This window comes from Sphingorhabdus sp., assembly GCF_023910635.1.
Lineage (GTDB): Bacteria > Pseudomonadota > Alphaproteobacteria > Sphingomonadales > Sphingomonadaceae > Sphingorhabdus_B.
The window spans coordinates 97,381-113,743 of the sequence record NZ_JAAVVZ010000003.1 but is presented as its reverse complement, the minus strand read 5'-3'; the positions used below and the strand labels follow the sequence as shown (position 1 = coordinate 113,743).

At 56.6% G+C, this 16,363-nt stretch carries 16 protein-coding genes; 7 read left to right on the top strand and 9 right to left on the bottom strand.

What is annotated here, in order from left to right; translation table 11 throughout:
- Positions 1-17: 17 nt before the first annotated feature.
- Together HEQ34_RS02410 and HEQ34_RS02405 are read right to left on the bottom strand one after the other, a co-directional pair.
- Positions 18-431, bottom strand: a complete 414-nt coding sequence (locus tag HEQ34_RS02410; protein ID WP_296196875.1) for a molecular chaperone DnaJ — start codon at positions 429-431, stop codon at positions 18-20.
- Positions 431-1,213, bottom strand: a complete 783-nt coding sequence (locus tag HEQ34_RS02405; RefSeq protein ID WP_296196874.1) for a division plane positioning ATPase MipZ — start codon at positions 1,211-1,213, stop codon at positions 431-433. The genes HEQ34_RS02410 and HEQ34_RS02405 overlap by 1 nt, the downstream gene beginning before the upstream one ends.
- A gap of 113 nt (positions 1,214-1,326) precedes the next feature.
- On the opposite strand from HEQ34_RS02405, the gene panC reads away from it, so the two are divergent.
- Positions 1,327-2,166: a pantoate--beta-alanine ligase gene (gene panC, locus HEQ34_RS02400; RefSeq protein WP_296196871.1), complete on the top strand. Its 840-nt coding sequence runs from the start codon at positions 1,327-1,329 to the stop codon at positions 2,164-2,166.
- Between the two features lie 179 nt (positions 2,167-2,345).
- On the opposite strand, the gene HEQ34_RS02395 is transcribed toward panC, so the two are convergent.
- Both HEQ34_RS02395 and HEQ34_RS02390 read right to left on the bottom strand, forming a co-directional pair.
- On the bottom strand, positions 2,346-2,939 hold the full coding sequence (locus HEQ34_RS02395) for a mobile mystery protein B (RefSeq protein WP_296196868.1): 594 nt from the start codon (positions 2,937-2,939) through the stop codon (positions 2,346-2,348).
- Complete coding sequence (locus tag HEQ34_RS02390; protein ID WP_296196865.1) at positions 2,936-3,400, bottom strand: mobile mystery protein A; 465 nt, start codon at positions 3,398-3,400, stop codon at positions 2,936-2,938. Before HEQ34_RS02390 ends, HEQ34_RS02395 begins: the two co-directional genes overlap by 4 nt.
- Before the next feature lie 672 nt (positions 3,401-4,072).
- On the opposite strand from HEQ34_RS02390, the gene HEQ34_RS02385 reads away from it, so the two are divergent.
- The gene (locus HEQ34_RS02385; protein ID WP_296196863.1) at positions 4,073-5,056 is read left to right on the top strand and encodes an SDR family NAD(P)-dependent oxidoreductase; all 984 of its coding nucleotides are present in this window, start codon (positions 4,073-4,075) and stop codon (positions 5,054-5,056) included.
- Here HEQ34_RS02385 and HEQ34_RS02380 read toward each other — a convergent pair.
- Both HEQ34_RS02380 and HEQ34_RS02375 read right to left on the bottom strand, forming a co-directional pair.
- Positions 5,038-5,691 carry a TetR family transcriptional regulator gene (locus HEQ34_RS02380; RefSeq protein WP_296196861.1) on the bottom strand — a complete coding sequence of 218 codons (654 nt, stop codon included), beginning with the start codon at positions 5,689-5,691 and terminating at the stop codon, positions 5,038-5,040. The two genes, HEQ34_RS02385 and HEQ34_RS02380, sit on opposite strands and share 19 nt — an antisense overlap.
- Positions 5,692-5,810: 119 nt before the next feature.
- On the bottom strand, positions 5,811-6,842 hold the full coding sequence (locus HEQ34_RS02375; RefSeq protein WP_296196856.1) for a mannose-1-phosphate guanylyltransferase/mannose-6-phosphate isomerase: 1,032 nt from the start codon (positions 6,840-6,842) through the stop codon (positions 5,811-5,813).
- A gap of 227 nt (positions 6,843-7,069) precedes the next feature.
- Between HEQ34_RS02375 and HEQ34_RS02370 the strand changes: the two genes are divergently transcribed.
- On the top strand, positions 7,070-7,837 hold the full coding sequence (locus HEQ34_RS02370; RefSeq protein WP_366934836.1) for a class I mannose-6-phosphate isomerase: 768 nt from the start codon (positions 7,070-7,072) through the stop codon (positions 7,835-7,837).
- A 101-nt stretch (positions 7,838-7,938) separates the two neighbouring features.
- Here the strand turns inward: HEQ34_RS02370 and HEQ34_RS02365 are convergent, their stop codons facing one another.
- The 3 genes from HEQ34_RS02365 to rplU form a co-directional block, all read right to left on the bottom strand.
- Entirely contained in the window at positions 7,939-8,529 is a 591-nt protein-coding gene (locus tag HEQ34_RS02365; protein WP_296196852.1) for a GNAT family N-acetyltransferase, read from the bottom strand.
- A 201-nt stretch (positions 8,530-8,730) separates the two neighbouring features.
- Positions 8,731-9,000, bottom strand: a complete 270-nt coding sequence (rpmA, locus tag HEQ34_RS02360) for a 50S ribosomal protein L27 (RefSeq protein ID WP_295443149.1) — start codon at positions 8,998-9,000, stop codon at positions 8,731-8,733.
- Between the two features lie 31 nt (positions 9,001-9,031).
- A complete protein-coding gene (gene rplU, locus HEQ34_RS02355; RefSeq protein WP_296196849.1) occupies positions 9,032-9,457 on the bottom strand; it encodes a 50S ribosomal protein L21 in 426 nt (141 codons plus the stop codon).
- A 227-nt stretch (positions 9,458-9,684) separates the two neighbouring features.
- Here rplU and HEQ34_RS02350 point away from each other — a divergent pair, with 227 nt between their 5' ends.
- The 4 genes from HEQ34_RS02350 (at position 9,685) to HEQ34_RS02335 (ending at position 16,357) form a co-directional block, all read left to right on the top strand.
- Positions 9,685-10,191 (top strand): hypothetical protein, encoded by a 507-nt coding sequence (locus tag HEQ34_RS02350; RefSeq protein ID WP_296196848.1) that lies wholly within the window; start codon positions 9,685-9,687, stop codon positions 10,189-10,191.
- A 65-nt stretch (positions 10,192-10,256) separates the two neighbouring features.
- A complete protein-coding gene (ppc, locus tag HEQ34_RS02345) occupies positions 10,257-12,944 on the top strand; it encodes a phosphoenolpyruvate carboxylase (RefSeq protein WP_296196846.1) in 2,688 nt (895 codons plus the stop codon).
- 138 nt (positions 12,945-13,082) lie between these two features.
- Positions 13,083-14,927 carry a DUF885 family protein gene (locus HEQ34_RS02340; RefSeq protein ID WP_296196843.1) on the top strand — a complete coding sequence of 615 codons (1,845 nt, stop codon included), beginning with the start codon at positions 13,083-13,085 and terminating at the stop codon, positions 14,925-14,927.
- 113 nt (positions 14,928-15,040) lie between these two features.
- Entirely contained in the window at positions 15,041-16,357 is a 1,317-nt protein-coding gene (locus tag HEQ34_RS02335) for an O-antigen ligase (RefSeq protein WP_296196841.1), read from the top strand.
- Positions 16,358-16,363: the final 6 nt, after the last annotated feature.

Sequence of the window (16,363 nt, the reverse complement as noted above, 5' to 3'; positions counted from 1 at the left end):
GGGAGAGAGCTTGGCCATTACAGCCGTTTATTATGCAAATCATCTAACAAAAGATCGCGGGCTTTGTTCAATTCGGCGGCGCGTTCTGCGCTGCCGCCGGTGTCCGGATGGTTTTGTGCAATCAGTGTGCGATGACGTTCGCGAATGCGTTCGGCATTGTCGAAACGCGACACGCCCAGCAAGAAGCGGGCATCGTCAATATCCGACGTCTTGCCGTGCTTGGCGTCGGAACCGAACAGCCGCAATGTCAGGCCGTGATACCAGGCCGCCGCTATGGCGATGGCACCCACGCCGATCAACAGGCTTCCCCGCGACGCGAGAAACGCCCCGGCGAGCCCAAGCAACACAGGCGGCAATTGCTGCTTTTGCAGCTTGCCCTTCCACACGGCCCAGCCAAGTGCAAGCAGGACCAAGATGGCCAGAAACGTCATTACACCAAGGCTGCTTGCGGTATTTCGGGCAGCGCGAGGCCAGTGACCAGTTCACGCAGTTCCTGTCGCGCGACAATATGTGCGGTGGCCAACTGGCCAAGATGGCCCTTGTCGATCAACGTCAGGCCCGACGGAAACAGCTCACGATAAATGACGCGTTCATTCAGGCCGGGCACCGAACGGAAACCAACGCGCTTGGACAATTCGGCAAGTGCATCGGTCATGCGCTGCTGATTACGCGCCTCCATATTGTGCAGGCGGTTGCGGACCACGACCCAGTCGATGGTGACGCCATCGGCCTTGGCGCGTTCCTTGCGCGCGTCCCAGATAAGCTCCGCATAGAAGCTTAATTTGCGCACTTTGAAGTTTTCGGCGTCCACTTGGCCAATCAGGTCAAAATCGACAAAGCTGTCGTTCATGGGGGTGACCAATGTATTGGCGCGCGTCGCAACAAAACGTGCATAGCGATCATCGCGTCCGGGCGTGTCGAAGATGAGGAAATCATTTTCTGCGCCCAGGCGTTCCACCTGACGCTCTAACGTAGCCTGCGACTCATGCTCAAACACCTCGAACAATGGCATCGGCAAAGTGATTTTGCGCCGCGCCATCGTGTCGCGCCGGTTTTCCAGATAGCGGTATAAGGTGCGCTGACGCGAATCCAAATCGATGCACGCCACCCGCGCGCCACGTGACGCCAGAGCTATGGCGACATGGACTGCGGTGGTTGATTTACCCGTCCCGCCCTTTTCATTCGCAAAAACGATGTGATGTGCCTTGGCCATAATCCCCCAAATCTACTCCAAATATCATATGCGGCGACATTTGCCTTGAATTGTCGCTGTACCCTCCCGCATAGGCGGGTTCAACAAAGGCCAATAAACAAGGCGACGTGGACGTGCAAACCATCAATCAGCTTGACGCATTGCGGTCCCATATTTCGGCGCTGCGCTCTGTCAAGCGCCGCGTCGCGTTGGTCCCGACGATGGGCGCGTTGCATGACGGGCACATGACGCTGGTTGAGGAGGCGCGGCGGCATGCCGATGCGGTGGTTGTGTCGATCTTCGTCAACCCGGCCCAATTTGGACCGAATGAAGATCTTGACGCTTATCCCAGCACCATGGAACGTGATGCCGAACTGCTGCGCGCTGCCGGGGTCGACATTTTATGGGCACCGCATGCGGACATTGTCTATCCACCGGGCTTTGCAACCCAATTGCATGTCGATGGCCCAAGCAACGGCTATTGCGGCGCAGCGCGGCCCGGGCATTTTGACGGCGTTGCTTTGGTGGTCGCTAAATTATTTAACCAGGTTCAGCCCGATGTTGCGCTTTTCGGGGAAAAGGATTTTCAGCAACTGGCTGTCATTCGGCACATGGCCCGCGATCTTGACTTCGCTTTGGAGATATTGGGTGTGCCAATTGTGCGTGACGCAGATGGCCTCGCTCTGTCGTCGCGCAATGCCTATCTAACGGCCAACGAACGTGCGGCGGCCTTGGCGCTTCCTGCGGCGTTGCAACAGGCGGCGGGTAGGATTCGTGCAGGTGATGATGTGGCGCGGACGCTAGCTGCGGCCACGGCCGATATTCTTGCCGCTGGCTTTGCGCGGGTGGATTATATCGCGCTGGCGGATGCCGAGACCTTGGAGGAATTGCAGCATTTTGACGGCAGACCGGCGCGGCTCTTGGCGGCGGCAAAGATGGGCAAGACGCGGTTGATCGATAATCTGGCGATGTAAAGAGCAGTCGGCCCTTGCGCGATCTATATCATATCGGCTTTAGCGTATTCGCATTCTCATCACCCGCATTGACACCCGCATTCACCCAAAGGTTCAATTCGATCCGCTTTATCTAAGATTTGGCGACGGCTTGGTGCCACAGACGAACGCCGCAAAGGTGGATTTAAGTGGTCCTTACCCTAAGAGCGTGCGAATGAAATCAATGGTGTCAGATCGTGCGCATCGGCCGCGCGCAGCGCCGCAACATATTTTGCGCGCGTCATGTTGGCGTCAATGAGGCTTTGGCTTCCCCACGAAAAGCGAGGTCTACCCAGGTGCATTGCGAGTAAGTCGCCAACCATCCGGGATAGGCGGCCATTGCCATTGGGGAAGGGATGGATTGCCACTAACCGGTGCGCGTAACGCACTGCAATTTCGTCGGGCGCATAGGTGGCATTTGCGACCCAGAAGCGTGCGTCATCAATTGCCTGCGCAATGTCCATCCGAATGCGATTTGCATCCACCCCAATATTACGCGGGGTCTCTCGATACTTGCCTGCCCAGCGCCACACCTGACCGAACATGCGTCTGTGTAGTTCGCGCAGGAAGCCTTCATCGAGCAGGTCGCCGCGGCGTGAGGACAGCCACTTTGCTGCGTGCGCGATATTGATCTGCTCCGCCTCGTTCAACTCGCGGCGCAGGGTGATGTAGGACGGGATAAGCTGCTGACGCTCCTCTGCGTCGAGAGGTGTATTGGCGTCATCGTCATGCCCATCGAACAGTTGATCGGTCATTTATCATCCCACAAGCGGCGCGATGGGCCGGCAAGCAATTCAGCTATAATTCTTTGACGTTCGTTGGCGAGGTCTTCTCCCTCCATCGCCTGGTTCTCGAGGCGCATTGTGTGATGGAGCCGACCAAGGCTGACTTCGGCCTTGTGCGTGGCCTGCCGCCGCACGATGTCATCCAATGAGGTCGTCGGGACTATGGCGTAGACGAATGTGCAGCCCATGGCCTCAGCGGCCTCGCGCATACTCTTGATCGTTATCGCGCCCGTTACCTCCGCCTTCTCCATTGCGCTTATGCGCGAATAGGCGGCACCCATTCGCGAAGCCAATTGCCGCGTGCTTAATCCCAAGGCCTCGCGAATGCCCTTCAGCCAACCGCGTGGAGGCACGGCAACGGCTTCGCCCTTTAGCGTTGCGAGGCGGCGATCTAGGTTTTTACGCGCCAGAATTGCTTGACTGGGTGACATGTCTTGAGATCCTTCGCACATCATATGACATATATATATGCGCAAATCAATATATGATGCTTATATATAAATGTGCAAAACTAATTATTTTGCACATTTATATGTGACCATAATTTAATTTTTCTCATTCTACGCCCGACATTTTATTGGGATAGGTCCTGACCCTACGTTATAGCTTGGACGGGGGATACAGGTCTGGGAAGCCAAATCGGTGCCCAGTGTGGACGAACTCTTGCAATATTGTTGGTTCATTGCCACCTGCCTAGCCGACAGCCTTGGTCAGATAAAGCCGCTGGTCGCTAAGGCAACAAAAAAAGGCAGCCATATCTCTCTCTATATCTAGGGTCAGGACCACTTAAATCCACCTTCGCGGCGTCAAAATGGCAAAGATATCGAAGCAAAATGTCCGCCGCAGGCAGTTATTCTGCCTGCAAGGGCATTTTGTTTCGAGATCAAAGCCATTTTGGCGTCCTTCGGATTTGACCCATACTGTCCATTGCCGCGTTGGCAAGCTTGGACTTAGAACCACTAAGCCCTGCGCTTACCGCCTTGCACTGAACAAAATGGCCTCAAACCGCGAAGGTGGATTTAATAGGTCCTGACCCTAGCAATGCTAAGATTGTGTCTTATAGACGCGGGTCGGACGAGCGATGGACAGGGACGTTTTCTAATATGACATCACCGATACTCGTAACCGGCGCCGCTGGCTTTATCGGCCATGCGGTGGCGCACCGACTATTGGCGCGCGGCGAGCGCGTCATTGGTGTCGACATCGTCAATGATTATTATGACCCCGCGTTGAAGGAAGCGCGACTTGCGACCTTTGCCGGGATAAACAGCTTTGCCTTTGAACGGCTCGACATCGCCGATGCCGAAAAGATGCGGGCGCTCGTCCACGACAACCACATACTGCGCGTCGTGCATCTCGCGGCGCAGGCGGGTGTGCGCTACAGCATCGAAAATCCGTTTGCCTATGAACGGTCAAACCTGGCGGGCCATTTGTCAGTGATGGAGGCGTGCCGGCATGCCGAGGGCTTTGAGCATCTGGTCTATGCGTCGTCGAGCTCGGTCTATGGTGATAAGCCCATGGGCGGCGAAGGCTTTAAGGAGGATGAACCCGCCAACGATCCTGTATCGCTCTACGCCGCGACCAAGCGCGCGTGTGAGTTGATGAGCCAATCTTATGCCAAACTCTACGGCTTTCCGCAAACCGGCCTGCGCTTCTTCACTGTCTATGGACCATGGGGGCGGCCCGACATGGCCTATTTCAGTTTCACGCAGAAAATCCTGCGCGGCGAGGCGATTGAAGTCTATGGCAATGGACAAATGGCGCGCGATTTCACCTATATCGACGACATTGTTGACGGGATCATCGGGTCGCTCGACCACCCACCTGCACACGGCGAACACCGGGTTCTTAACATTGGCGATAGCCATCCAATTGGCCTGATGGAGATGATTGAAACGCTTGAAAAGGCGATTGGGCGAGAGGCGGTCAAGATCATGCGGCCCATGCAACCGGGCGATGTCACCGCGACCTATGCCGATGTATCGAAATTACATGCCCTCACCGGTTACAAGCCAAAGGTCATGCTGGCGGAGGGATTAGAGAAGTTCGCCGACTGGTATCGGGCGTATTACGGACCCGCTTCGTAAACTTGACGTTTTAACTGCGCCTGCCATTCATCAAAGGACGCGGCGAGCTTTCGTCCGGCAATCTGCCGTCCCGCTTCGCGCGGCAAGCCAAGCGAGGACGACAATGGTCCGCCCAGCAGCGCATCACCGAGCGCCATCAGCACCATTTCAAGTGTCAGCTCATGCAGCGAGGTGGCGTCGTCCCCCTCCTCTGCAATCTCATCCACCAGCTTATGGATCGCCTCCACAATAGGGTCTAGCGCGTCTTCATTGCCCGACAGCAGCATCCACGACGCCAGCGCGCCCGCACCCTCACGGTCGAAATGGTCAAAAATCAGGTCGGCCAATTCGTGCGGCGTTACGACCCCGCCGCGCATTTGCACCACAGCCTCGGCGATTTTGCTGCAGATATTGTTGCCCATATACGCCGCCAATGCGCGCTGAAGGCCCGAGGCCGACCCAAAATGATGCAGCAAATTGGCATGCGTCCGCCCGATCCGCCCGGCGACCGCCTTTAAGGTAACGGCCTGCGGACCTGCCTCAAGCAACAGGTCACGCGCCGCCTCAAGCGCCGCCATCCGGCTCGCTTCCGGGCTTAATCGGCGCGGCATGCCAACGTCTTTAAATTCAATAATCTTGGATGCCTCAGTCGCCATATTCGACAATACTCCGATGATTTTACAACGCTACGCCAATTGGCGGGTATATCCAAGAGCGTTGGGAGGCAATGCCGCAGAATGTTTTTGGGGTTCGCGCGCGGTTGGCCGACGGATACTTAGCCTGCGAAATCCCTGACCTTTTGGCTCGTTCCTCGGGGCAGAATCATCACTTCATTGCCATTCGCAATGATGAGTAAGTCGTCAACGCCGTGCACCGACACGCGGATGCCGTCGGCGTGAATAAGGTTGCCGTGGCTGCTATCCAACCGAACAGTGCCGGACGTAACGTTGCCATCGGCGTCCTTTTCACCGATGTCGTGCAGCGCATCCCAGCTGCCGACGTCTGACCAACCCATGCTCACTGGAGCGACCGCGACCTTCGGCGCCTTTTCCATAATCGCATAATCAATGCTGTCTGCGGGACAGGCGGCGAAGCTATCGGCGTCGGGATTTATGTGATTGCCGCTCCGCTGCGCCCTTGACATTGCGTCCCGAACCGCTGCGCCCATTTCCGAGGCATGTGCCTCCACGGCGTCCAAATAACTGTCTGCGCGGAACAGGAAAATACCGCCATTCCACACATGGTCCCCAGCCTCAATCATGGCCGCAGCGCGGGCTGCGTCAGGCTTCTCCACAAAGCGCTGCACGGCCTGAACGCCCGCCCCAACGGCGGAACCCATCTGGATGTAGCCATAGCCTGTCTCGGGACCGGTTGGGTTGATCCCATAAGTGGCGAGCCAGTTATCCTGAACTAACGGCAAAAGCGCCCCTGTCGCTGCGTGAAATGCCGTTTCGTCGGTGATGACATGGTCGCTTGGCATCACCAGCATAACCGATTGCGGCGCACTGACGGCAAGCGCCGCCAGCGCAATCGCCGGCGCCGTATTGCGCGCGCAGGGCTCAAGCAAGATGGTCGCATCGGTTACACCGATTTCGGCCAATTGCGCGCTGACAATCCCCGCATGCGCGGCATTGGCGACGATAATTGGCGCGGTGAAGCGTGCGCGGTCCATCACCCGCAGCACCGTCAACTGAAACATCGTATGCGCATCCGTCAGCGCCAAAAACTGCTTTGGCGTTTGCGGCGTCGATAACGGCCAAAGCCGGGTACCGCCGCCACCCGATAAGATTACAGGACTAATGATCACAATTTTTCCAACTGTCAGGACGTGGGGAGATGGAATTGATATTGCCGATGTTGCGTGCTCGGTCAAACGCCAAAAAATGGTTATACGTCTGCACATGGGGGGCAGGCGTTGCAGGCATGAAGTTGTGACCGCGATTTGCCTATTTGCAACACGCCACCTGCAAAATTTGTCGAGTGCGCAAGCGGACAGGCTCTGCTATCCATCTGAGCATGAAGTTATCAAAGCATTTGGTTGACAAACCCTGGGGTCGAACGGACATTCCGCCAGAATTCGGCACCATGAATGGCCGCCGCGTCGGCGAAATCTGGTATAGCGCCGAAACCGAAGCGCCTTTGCCGATTTTGGTGAAATGGCTTTTTACGTCCGAAAGGCTTTCCATCCAGGTACACCCTGATGACGCGCAGGCACGCGCGCGCGGCATGTCTTCGGGCAAAGAAGAATGTTGGTACATTGTTGACGCAGAGCCGGGCGCGGTTATTGGCATTGGGACCAAGCGCCCGCTTGGCAGCGAAGAACTGTATGCCGCGTCACTTTCGGGCGAGATTGAAGCGCTGATGGACTGGAAAAAAGTGTCTGCCGGAGACTATTTTTACATTCCCGCCGGCACAGTCCACGCCATCGGGGCCGGGATAGTTCTTGTCGAGGTTCAGCAATATGCGGACATCACATATCGCCTGTATGATTACGGCCGCGATCGCGAGCTGCATTTGGACGATGGTGTGGGGGTATCGTCTGCAACACCATATACAGATATTCGGTCCGGACATGCCGATCTTGGCGATCAGCTTGTCGCAGGACCATATTTTCAACTTTGGTATGTCCGTAACATGGACAATGTGCAGGCGTTGCCACCCTTAAGGGATATCTGGATTATTCCGTTGTCAGGCCAGGTTCAAACAGATGGGCAGGTCGCCGCCAAGGGTGACTGCATAGTCACGTCTGGCCAAGCAAAAATCACCTTTTCAAGCGACGCAAAGGCGCTTGTTGCGTTCTAGAGAGCGTAGAAGATTTGAGCATGTGTTGCCGTCAGCTTGCTGCGCGATCTCGTGCCTGAATATCAACCGAATGCCGACAGCAACGCAGGCGCGGCCGCTGCCTAGGCGGCTTGCAGGCCATCCATTTGTGCGCGGATGTTGAACGCGGGTGGTCGCGGCATACAGGCGGGTTCTGCGCCTGCGCCATCCAATGCATTTTCATATAAGACGCAGCTCGCCGCCGCGCGGCGGCCTTTGCTGTGCCGTGATGCCGTCTTGCCCGTGTGTTGAAAGCCAAGCTTGCGCAGCACTTTGCCCGACGCGGGATTGTCGGTGAAGTGGCTGGCGATAAGCTTTTTATGGCCTATCGTCCGGGCGATGTTGATGACGGCGCGGCCGGCCTCGGTCGCAAAGCCAAGGCCCCAATAAGGCCGGGCGATCCAATAGCCGAGCTCGGCCTCGCCTTCACGCTCGCCAAGCCCGCAAGAGCCCACCAAGCGCGGCGCGTTGTCGGTCCGCAACATCAACAGAAAATTGGGGAACAGTGGGTCGTGTTCCAGCGCCGCAAAGGCCGCAGCGTCATCCGCAGTGTAAGGCCAGGGTGCGCTTGCAAGGTTGCGGACGATGCCTTCATCGGCAATCGCCTGATGCAATTCGGCTGCATCCTCTGGCCAGCTTGGCCGCAACAATAATCTTTCCGTTCTCGCGAACATCCTGTTTCTCCGCTGCTGCGCCGCCCTTTGACATCTCAAAGCGACAGCCATGTTACATTCGCCCTTTGAAAGGCGATGAACAGGGAGAATGAGGCAAAAAGAAAGGGAGACCGGTTGACCCGTCTCCCTGTTCAAAGGTGGAAACCACCTGACATGATTTCCGGGTCATCCGTCTGGACAACCCGGTATCGATTGTCCTGTTTATTCGGCGGCCATCGCTGGCATATCGACCGACACATATTTGCGGCCGAGTTTGCCAGCATGGAATCGCACGCGGCCTTCGACGAGCGCGAACAAGGTGTGGTCCTTGCCAAGGCCAACGCCCGAACCAGGATATACCTTGGTGCCGCGCTGACGGATAATAATGTTGCCGCCGATGACATTTTCGCCACCGAACTTCTTTACGCCAAGGCGACGGCCAGCTGAATCGCGACCGTTGCGTGACGAACCACCTGCTTTTTTATGTGCCATGGTCTAAACTCCTACGTCAGAGCGTTGCCGCTCAAGCTTTCTTAGGGGCTGCAGCCTTTTTGGGCGCAGCGGCTTTCTTTGGCGCGGCTTCCTTGGCAGGAGCAGCAGTGGCAGCAGCCTCAACCTTCTCGGCCTTAGGCGCAGCAGCCTTTTTCTCTTCCTTGCCAACGGCAAGGATACGCAGAAGCGTCAACGACTGGCGATGACCCTGCTTGCGGCGATAGTTGTGGCGGCGACGCTTTTTAAAGACGATGACCTTTTCACCACGCTCTTGCGCAATGATTTCGGCAGAAACGGTCAAGCCGTTTACGTCCTGCGCCTTGTCACCGTCACCGGCAAGAAGGACGTCACCAAGCGAGATTTTGTCACCCGCTTCACCAGACAGTTTTTCAACTGCGATTTTATCTCCGGCGGCGACGCGATATTGCTTGCCGCCTGTGCGCACGATTGCGAACATGGCTTTAACTCATCCGTTTCTACAGCTTAGCGCCTTATAAGGGCGGGTTGCTCAGGCGCGTGACATAGCGGAGACGAATCTCAACAGGGTCACGCAAGAATGGGCGCAGCTAGTGCAAGCAAATATCTATGTCAACGTATAATCCAGCGTTTTGGCGCTTATGACGCCGCCTGCGCCGCCACTGAGATGCGCTTGCATGCGCCTCCAAGCAGGCTTAAACGACGGATATGTTGAATTTCAAGCCTGCATCCCCATTGCTTCTGCTCCTGATCCTTGCCGCATGTGGCACAAGTGAGGGGGGATTTCCCTCGCTTGAGCGCCGAAGTTATGAAGCCGACGCGCCGATTGCTGCGCCCGGCGATTCGGCAACTGCGCCATTTGTGGTATCTGCTGAATTCGCTGCAAAAATCGACGCGCTGCAGGCGCGGCACACAGCGGCGCATGGCGCATATCTGCGCGGATTGCCCGCGGTGCAGTTGACCGCTGCACAGGCGGCCAGAACATCCCCGGGCAGTGAGATGTGGGTGAACGCGCATCTTATGCTGTCACGGCTGGACAAGACACGTGCCGATTCGGTGGCCGCCTTGCGTGACTTTGACGGGTTGATAGCAGAGGCAGGCGCGCGTGACGCGGGCCTTGCGGTGCATCTGGCAGAGGCGCAGCGACCAGTGGCCGAAGACGTCGCGCAGCAAAATGCGGAAATCGCGCGGCTTTCGAAGGTGATCGGGGAATAGCTATTCCCGGGTAAAAATGGCCACATTTGCTTGCACCAGCCTTACCCATGTGCGTTATTCACGCAATGAACGGTCAACACACACAAGCCATTTCACAAAATCCCGACATCCGCTTTCTGGGTAAGATGCTTGGCGATGTCATTCGCGCTTATGGCGGCGAACAATTATTCCGGCAGACCGAATATATCCGATCCACCAGCGTTGACCGCTTTCGCAAAATAGAGGGCGCCGATTCGAGTGATCGCGGCCTTGGGGCGCTTAGCTTGGATGACACGCTCAACTTCGTACGCGGGTTCATGCTGTTCTCGCTGCTGGCGAACCTAGCAGAGGATCGGCAAGGCCTTGCGCATGAAGATGGCGCGACGGTGGCCGAAGCGTGCGCACGGCTTGCGGCAGAGGGGGTGTCGCTGACGCAGGTTCGCGAACTGCTTTCGCACAGCCTGATTGTCCCGGTGCTCACCGCGCACCCGACCGAAGTGCGGCGCAAAAGCATCATTGACCATAAGAACCGCATCGCGCGGCTGATGACGTTGCGCGACCAAGGGCAAAAAGTCACCGACGATGGCGATGATGTCGATGCCGCGATCTACCGGCAAATTGCCTTGCTGTGGCAGACGCGGCCATTGCGCCGCGAAAAGCTGTTTGTCGCCGACGAGATTGAAAATGCCCGCGCCACGATGCAGGAGGTGTTCCTGACGGCGTTGCCCAAATTATATGCGGGCTGGGAAACGGCGCTTGGGAGCAGGCCGCCCGGTTTTGTCCGCTTGGGCAGTTGGATCGGTGGCGACCGCGACGGCAACCCGTTTGTCGATGCCGAAACGCTGCAATATGCGGTCGCGCGTAATGGCGGCACCGCGATCCGGCACTATCTTGAGGGCATCCACAGTCTTGGCGCGGAGATTTCGATCTCTTCTTTCATGAGCGATACGCCCGAGGCCGTGCTTGCGCTTGCCGAAGCCAGCGGCGATTCGGCACCCAGCCGTGCGGACGAGCCCTATCGACGTGCGCTGTCGGGCATTTACGCGCGGCTGGCGGCCACGCATGTCCAATTGGTGGGTGACGGGCCACCGCGTCCATCAAAGCTATCTGGCGCGGCTTACAGCGGCCCGGACGCCCTGCGGAAGGACCTTGTTACGGTGGCATCGGGCCTTGCCAGTGACGGCGATGGCGCATATTCGAGCGGTGGGGCACTATCGCGGCTGATCCGGTCGGTGGAAATATTTGGTTTCCATTTGGCAACGTTGGACCTGCGCCAGAATAGCGACGTGCATGAGCGCGTCATTGCCGAATTGTTTCGCACGGCGCGGGTCGCGCCGGATTATCTGAAGCTCGATGAGGCAGCGCGTGTGGATTTGCTCGTCGCCGAGCTATCACATAATCGCCCGCTGACGGGCGTGTGGACGCAATATAGTGAAGAGACCACAAAAGAACTGGCCATCATCCGCGCTGCGGCAAAGGCGCAAGGCGATTTCGGCTGCGCGGCAATCACGACCTATAATATCAGCAAGACGACCAGCGTGTCCGACATGCTGGAGGTTTATGTTCTGCTGAAACAGGCGGGGCTATATCATGTGGACGATGATGGCACGCCGCAGGCGACGATCATGTCCGTGCCCCTGTTCGAAACCATCGCCGATTTGCAAGCCGCGCCCGAGACGATGCGGGCGTTCTTCGACATTCCGTTGATGCGTAAGCTGGCGCAGGCGCGCGGGCATCAGGAAGTGATGATCGGATATTCCGATTCGAATAAGGATGGCGGGTACCTTACCTCCACATGGGAATTGTACGAGGCATCAAGCGCGCTTGCGGGCATTTTTGCCGATGCCAATATCGCGATGCAATTGTTCCACGGTCGCGGCGGCGCAGTGGGTCGGGGCGGCGGTTCAGCCTTTGGCGCGATTCTTGCGCAGCCCAAGGGCACATTGCAGGGGCGCATCCGCATTACCGAACAAGGCGAAGTCATCGCCGCCAAATATGGCACGGTCGACAATGCCGTCACGAGCCTTGAAACCATGGCCTCTGCCGCAATTCTGGCGACATTGTCCAGCGACCCGATAGCCGATGCCGATGTCGTGCGGTTTAAGGCGGCGATGGCGCAGTTGTCCGCCAGCGCCTTTCAACATTATCGCGGGCTGGTGTATGATACGCCCGATTTCCGGACATTTTTCCGGCAAATGACACCGATTAACGAGATTGCGACGCTGAAAATCGGCTCGCGCCCGTCAAGCCGCACGGCGTCGGACGCGATTGAAGATTTGCGCGCCATCCCATGGGTGTTTTCATGGGCGCAAGCGCGCGTGATGTTACCCGGATGGTATGGCACGGGCCAAGCGTTGGCCGATTTCGCGGACAAAGGCCTGCTGCGCGCCATGGCGGGAGAGTGGTCCTATTTCCAGACGATCCTTGCCAATATGGAAATGGTGTTGGCCAAATCGGACATGGCCATCGCCACGCATTATGCGGGCTTGGTCGAAGATCAGGCGTTGGCCACCGACATATTCGGTCGCATCAAAGGCGGCTGGCAGGCGTCACGCGACAGCTTGCTTGATGCAACGGGGCAAAGTCATTTGCTGGAGGCCAACCCCGCGCTCCACAATTCCATCCGGTTGCGGCTGCCCTATATCGAACCGCTTAACCTGCTCCAGATCGAACTGATGAAACGCCACCGCGCGGGCGAAGCTGACGAGCGGATCGGCGAGGGCATTCAGTTGACCATCAACGCCATCGCGACGGCGCTCAGGAATAGCGGGTAGGTTCACGCGCACAGCCCTGATAAGCGCCGAAGCACCAACCAAAAATCCCCGTCCTTTCGACAAGCCACGCATTCGGCGCTTCCCCTAGCGCGTCGGACTGATATGACGGTGCCATAAAGACAATCAGGAGAGTTTCGAATGCGCATTACCAAAACCGCGATTTCTGCTTTTGCCATCGCTTTGGTGCAAATTGGCACCCCGGCGCTTGCGCAGACGGCCAATGCCACACCCGCTGCCGCACCCACTGCCGTCGCCGAGGTCGATCAAAACGCCGCCATCACGGCATTCTTTGAAGAATATGATGCGCAGCAACTGGCGCTTTCGCCGCTCGGCAAATCCTATCGCGGTATCAAGGACAGCGATTATGGCCGTTGGGGTGATTTTTCCGCCGCCGGCGAAATGCGCACGCATGAAGCCGAGCGTTCGGCGTTGAAGGAAATGCGCGCCCGTTTTGACCCTGCCAAGCTTTCGCCCGAAAACCGCCTGTCCTACCGCTTGTTTGAAAAGCGCGCCGAACGCAGCGAGGCTGCTTATGCATATAATGATTATGGCTATATCTTTGACCAGATGAATGGTGCGCAAAGCCAGTTGCCAGCCTTCCTGATCAATATTCACCGCGTCGATAACAAGTCAGACGCCCGCGCATATGTTAGCCGCTTATATGGCCTAGGTCCAGGCATGATGGAAGCCATCGCCCAAGCCAAGACGCGCGCGGCGCAAGGCATACTGCCGCCCAAATGGGTCTATCCTTATGTCATCAATGACGCGCGCAATGTTATCACCGGCGCGCCCTTTGGCGATGGTCCCGATGCGCCGTTATTTGCAGATTTCAAGGCAAAGGTGGCCAAGCTCAACATCAGCCAGATCGAAAAAGACTTGCTTGTCGCTGACGCGGCGCATGCACTGAATGCTTCGGTGAAGCCAGCGTATGAGGCGTTGATATCCGAAATGACGGCGCAGGAAAAAGTCGCCGGAACCGACGACGGTGTCTGGCGTTTCAAGGATGGTGCGGGCTATTATGCCGAGCGGCTGGCGAACTACACCACGACCAACATGACGCCTGACGATATCCACAATCTGGGTCTAGCGCAGGTCGCGCGCATTCATAAGGAAATGGGTGTCGTCCAGAAAAAGATGGGCGTGAAGGGTGATCTTCAGGCCTTCTTCAACTATATGCGCACGGAGCCCAAATTCTACGCGCCCGAAACCGCCGAAGGCCGCGCGTTGTATCTGTCCGAAACGCAAAAGGCGCAGGACGCGATTACGCCCTTGCTGCCCAAATGGTTTGGCGTTTTGCCCAAGGCACCTTTGGTCGTGAAGCCCGTCGAAGCATTCCGCGAGAAATCTGCCGGCAAGGCATTTTATCAGCGTCCCAGCCCCGACGGTTCGCGCCCCGGCACTTATTATGCCAATTTGTACAAGATGGCGGATATGCCGCTGACCGAGGTTGAGGCGCTATTTTACCATGAGGGCGTTCCCGGCCACCATTTGCAGCTCGCGATTCAGACCGAGTTGAAAGACGTTCCCGCCTTCCGTCAGTTTGGCGGCGTCACGGCTTATTCCGAAGGCTGGGGTCTCTATTCGGAGAAACTGGCAAAGGACATGGGCCTATATACCGATCCGGCGCGCGATTTTGGTCGGCTCCAGCTTGAGCTACACCGCGCGATTCGCTTGGTCGTCGACAGCGGCCTGCACCACAAACGCTGGACCCGCGAAAAGGCGATCAAATATGTCGAGGATAATAGCGCCGATGCACCCGGCGGCATCGTGAAGGCGATTGAACGCTATATCATCTATCCCGGCCAAGCGACTGCATATATGGTCGGTCGCCTGAAAATCAGCGAACTGCGCGACAAGGCGCAAAAGGCGCTTGGACCAAAGTTCGACGTCCGCGGATTCCACGACACGGTGCTGAAATCAGGCCCCGTGCCTCTCGATGTGCTCGAAGAGCAAGTGGATGCGTGGGTCGCTTCACGGCGGTAATACAGATAGGAGGGTCGTCGCACTAACGGCGGTCCTTCCGTTTGTCGTTTAAGAAGGGCCCTTTCTTAGCACTGGTAACGATATGCTAACCATGTCGCGGTAGTTGTATCGCGATGGAATTATTTGATAAACCGCAAGCTGCGATTCCTACTCGCCGCGACCTTAAACCTCTACCGCTGCTGGCGATGGGCGGATTGATTAGCGCGCTTTTGGTGCTCAACGGTCTTCTTTTTCGGACATATGGTATCACCATGACTTCACCGTCGATGGAGGCTGCCCGACAATTGGGGCTGCCCTATGTTATCGCCGAAATTGGGACTATTATTTACGCTCTGCGCCGCGGTCTTGACGTGCGTGAAGTTTGGAAGCAGCTGCCCCGCAACTTGCGGGTGTGCGCCATCATCTTTTTGGCGTTTTTTTGGGTAGGTAGTGCGTTCTATTCTAAGGTCACGCCGCTCGCGATCGCCCAGAACATCATTTTTCTGATCCATCCGCTCTTCGCGATTGCGGTATATCATTCGGTATCATGCGTGAGCGCGCAAGGGTTGCGGGCGTTCGCCGTGGCCGTATCTGGCGGCCTGCTCATTTTTTGCGGTATGACAGCATCTGCATTCCTAAATCACCCGCCACTATCAACAATGCCGGATAACATGATTATATGGCAGTTTATCATCCCTGGTTTTATATCGGTGCGATTATTCGGAGCATTCTGCGGGGCCATTTTTTGCTTTCTCTTAGCGCAACTGCTGTTCGATGAAGAGCGTGGCCGCAGGGGATATCTGCCATATTTGTGGGTAACATTGTGTGCTGCCATGACGCTGTGGTCCGGTACAAGAAATGCCGTTCTCGGGATTGCAGTTGCAATGACCATCTTACTGCTTGTCTATCGGTTGCGACCAGCAAATATGACGTCGTTTGCGTTGTTGATCCTGTGTGCTGCTACTGCCTTTTTATTAGCGACAATTCTTGTACCGTACGGTGATCCAACATTTATGCTGATCGCCAGCCATGATTCGGCGACTGCCGAAAGCATTTCAGGGGGTCGCGCGTCATATTGGTCTGCACTTTGGAGCGCGTATAAGTCCGTTCCAATTTTTGGTGCAGGCCCATTTGCATCTTATTGGATATTGCCAGCCGGAGAGCAAATTCATGTTCAGCCGCACAATATTATTTTGCAGTTTCTTTTATCGTGGGGATTATTGGCAACCGTCGCGTCAGTTGCAATGCTTCCTTATGCCACTTGGCGAGCACATCTCGCTGCCCTACGACATCGCAATGTGCTACCGTTTTTAGCCATGCTAGATTGCCTTTTGGTCATGTCCATGTTTGACGGCATGGCGCATTTTGCACAACCATTGATGTTGATGATGATCTGCTTTGGCGTGATTTTTGGCTCTACCAAAAGCGGACAGACAGACACGGCCCAGTAAATACTA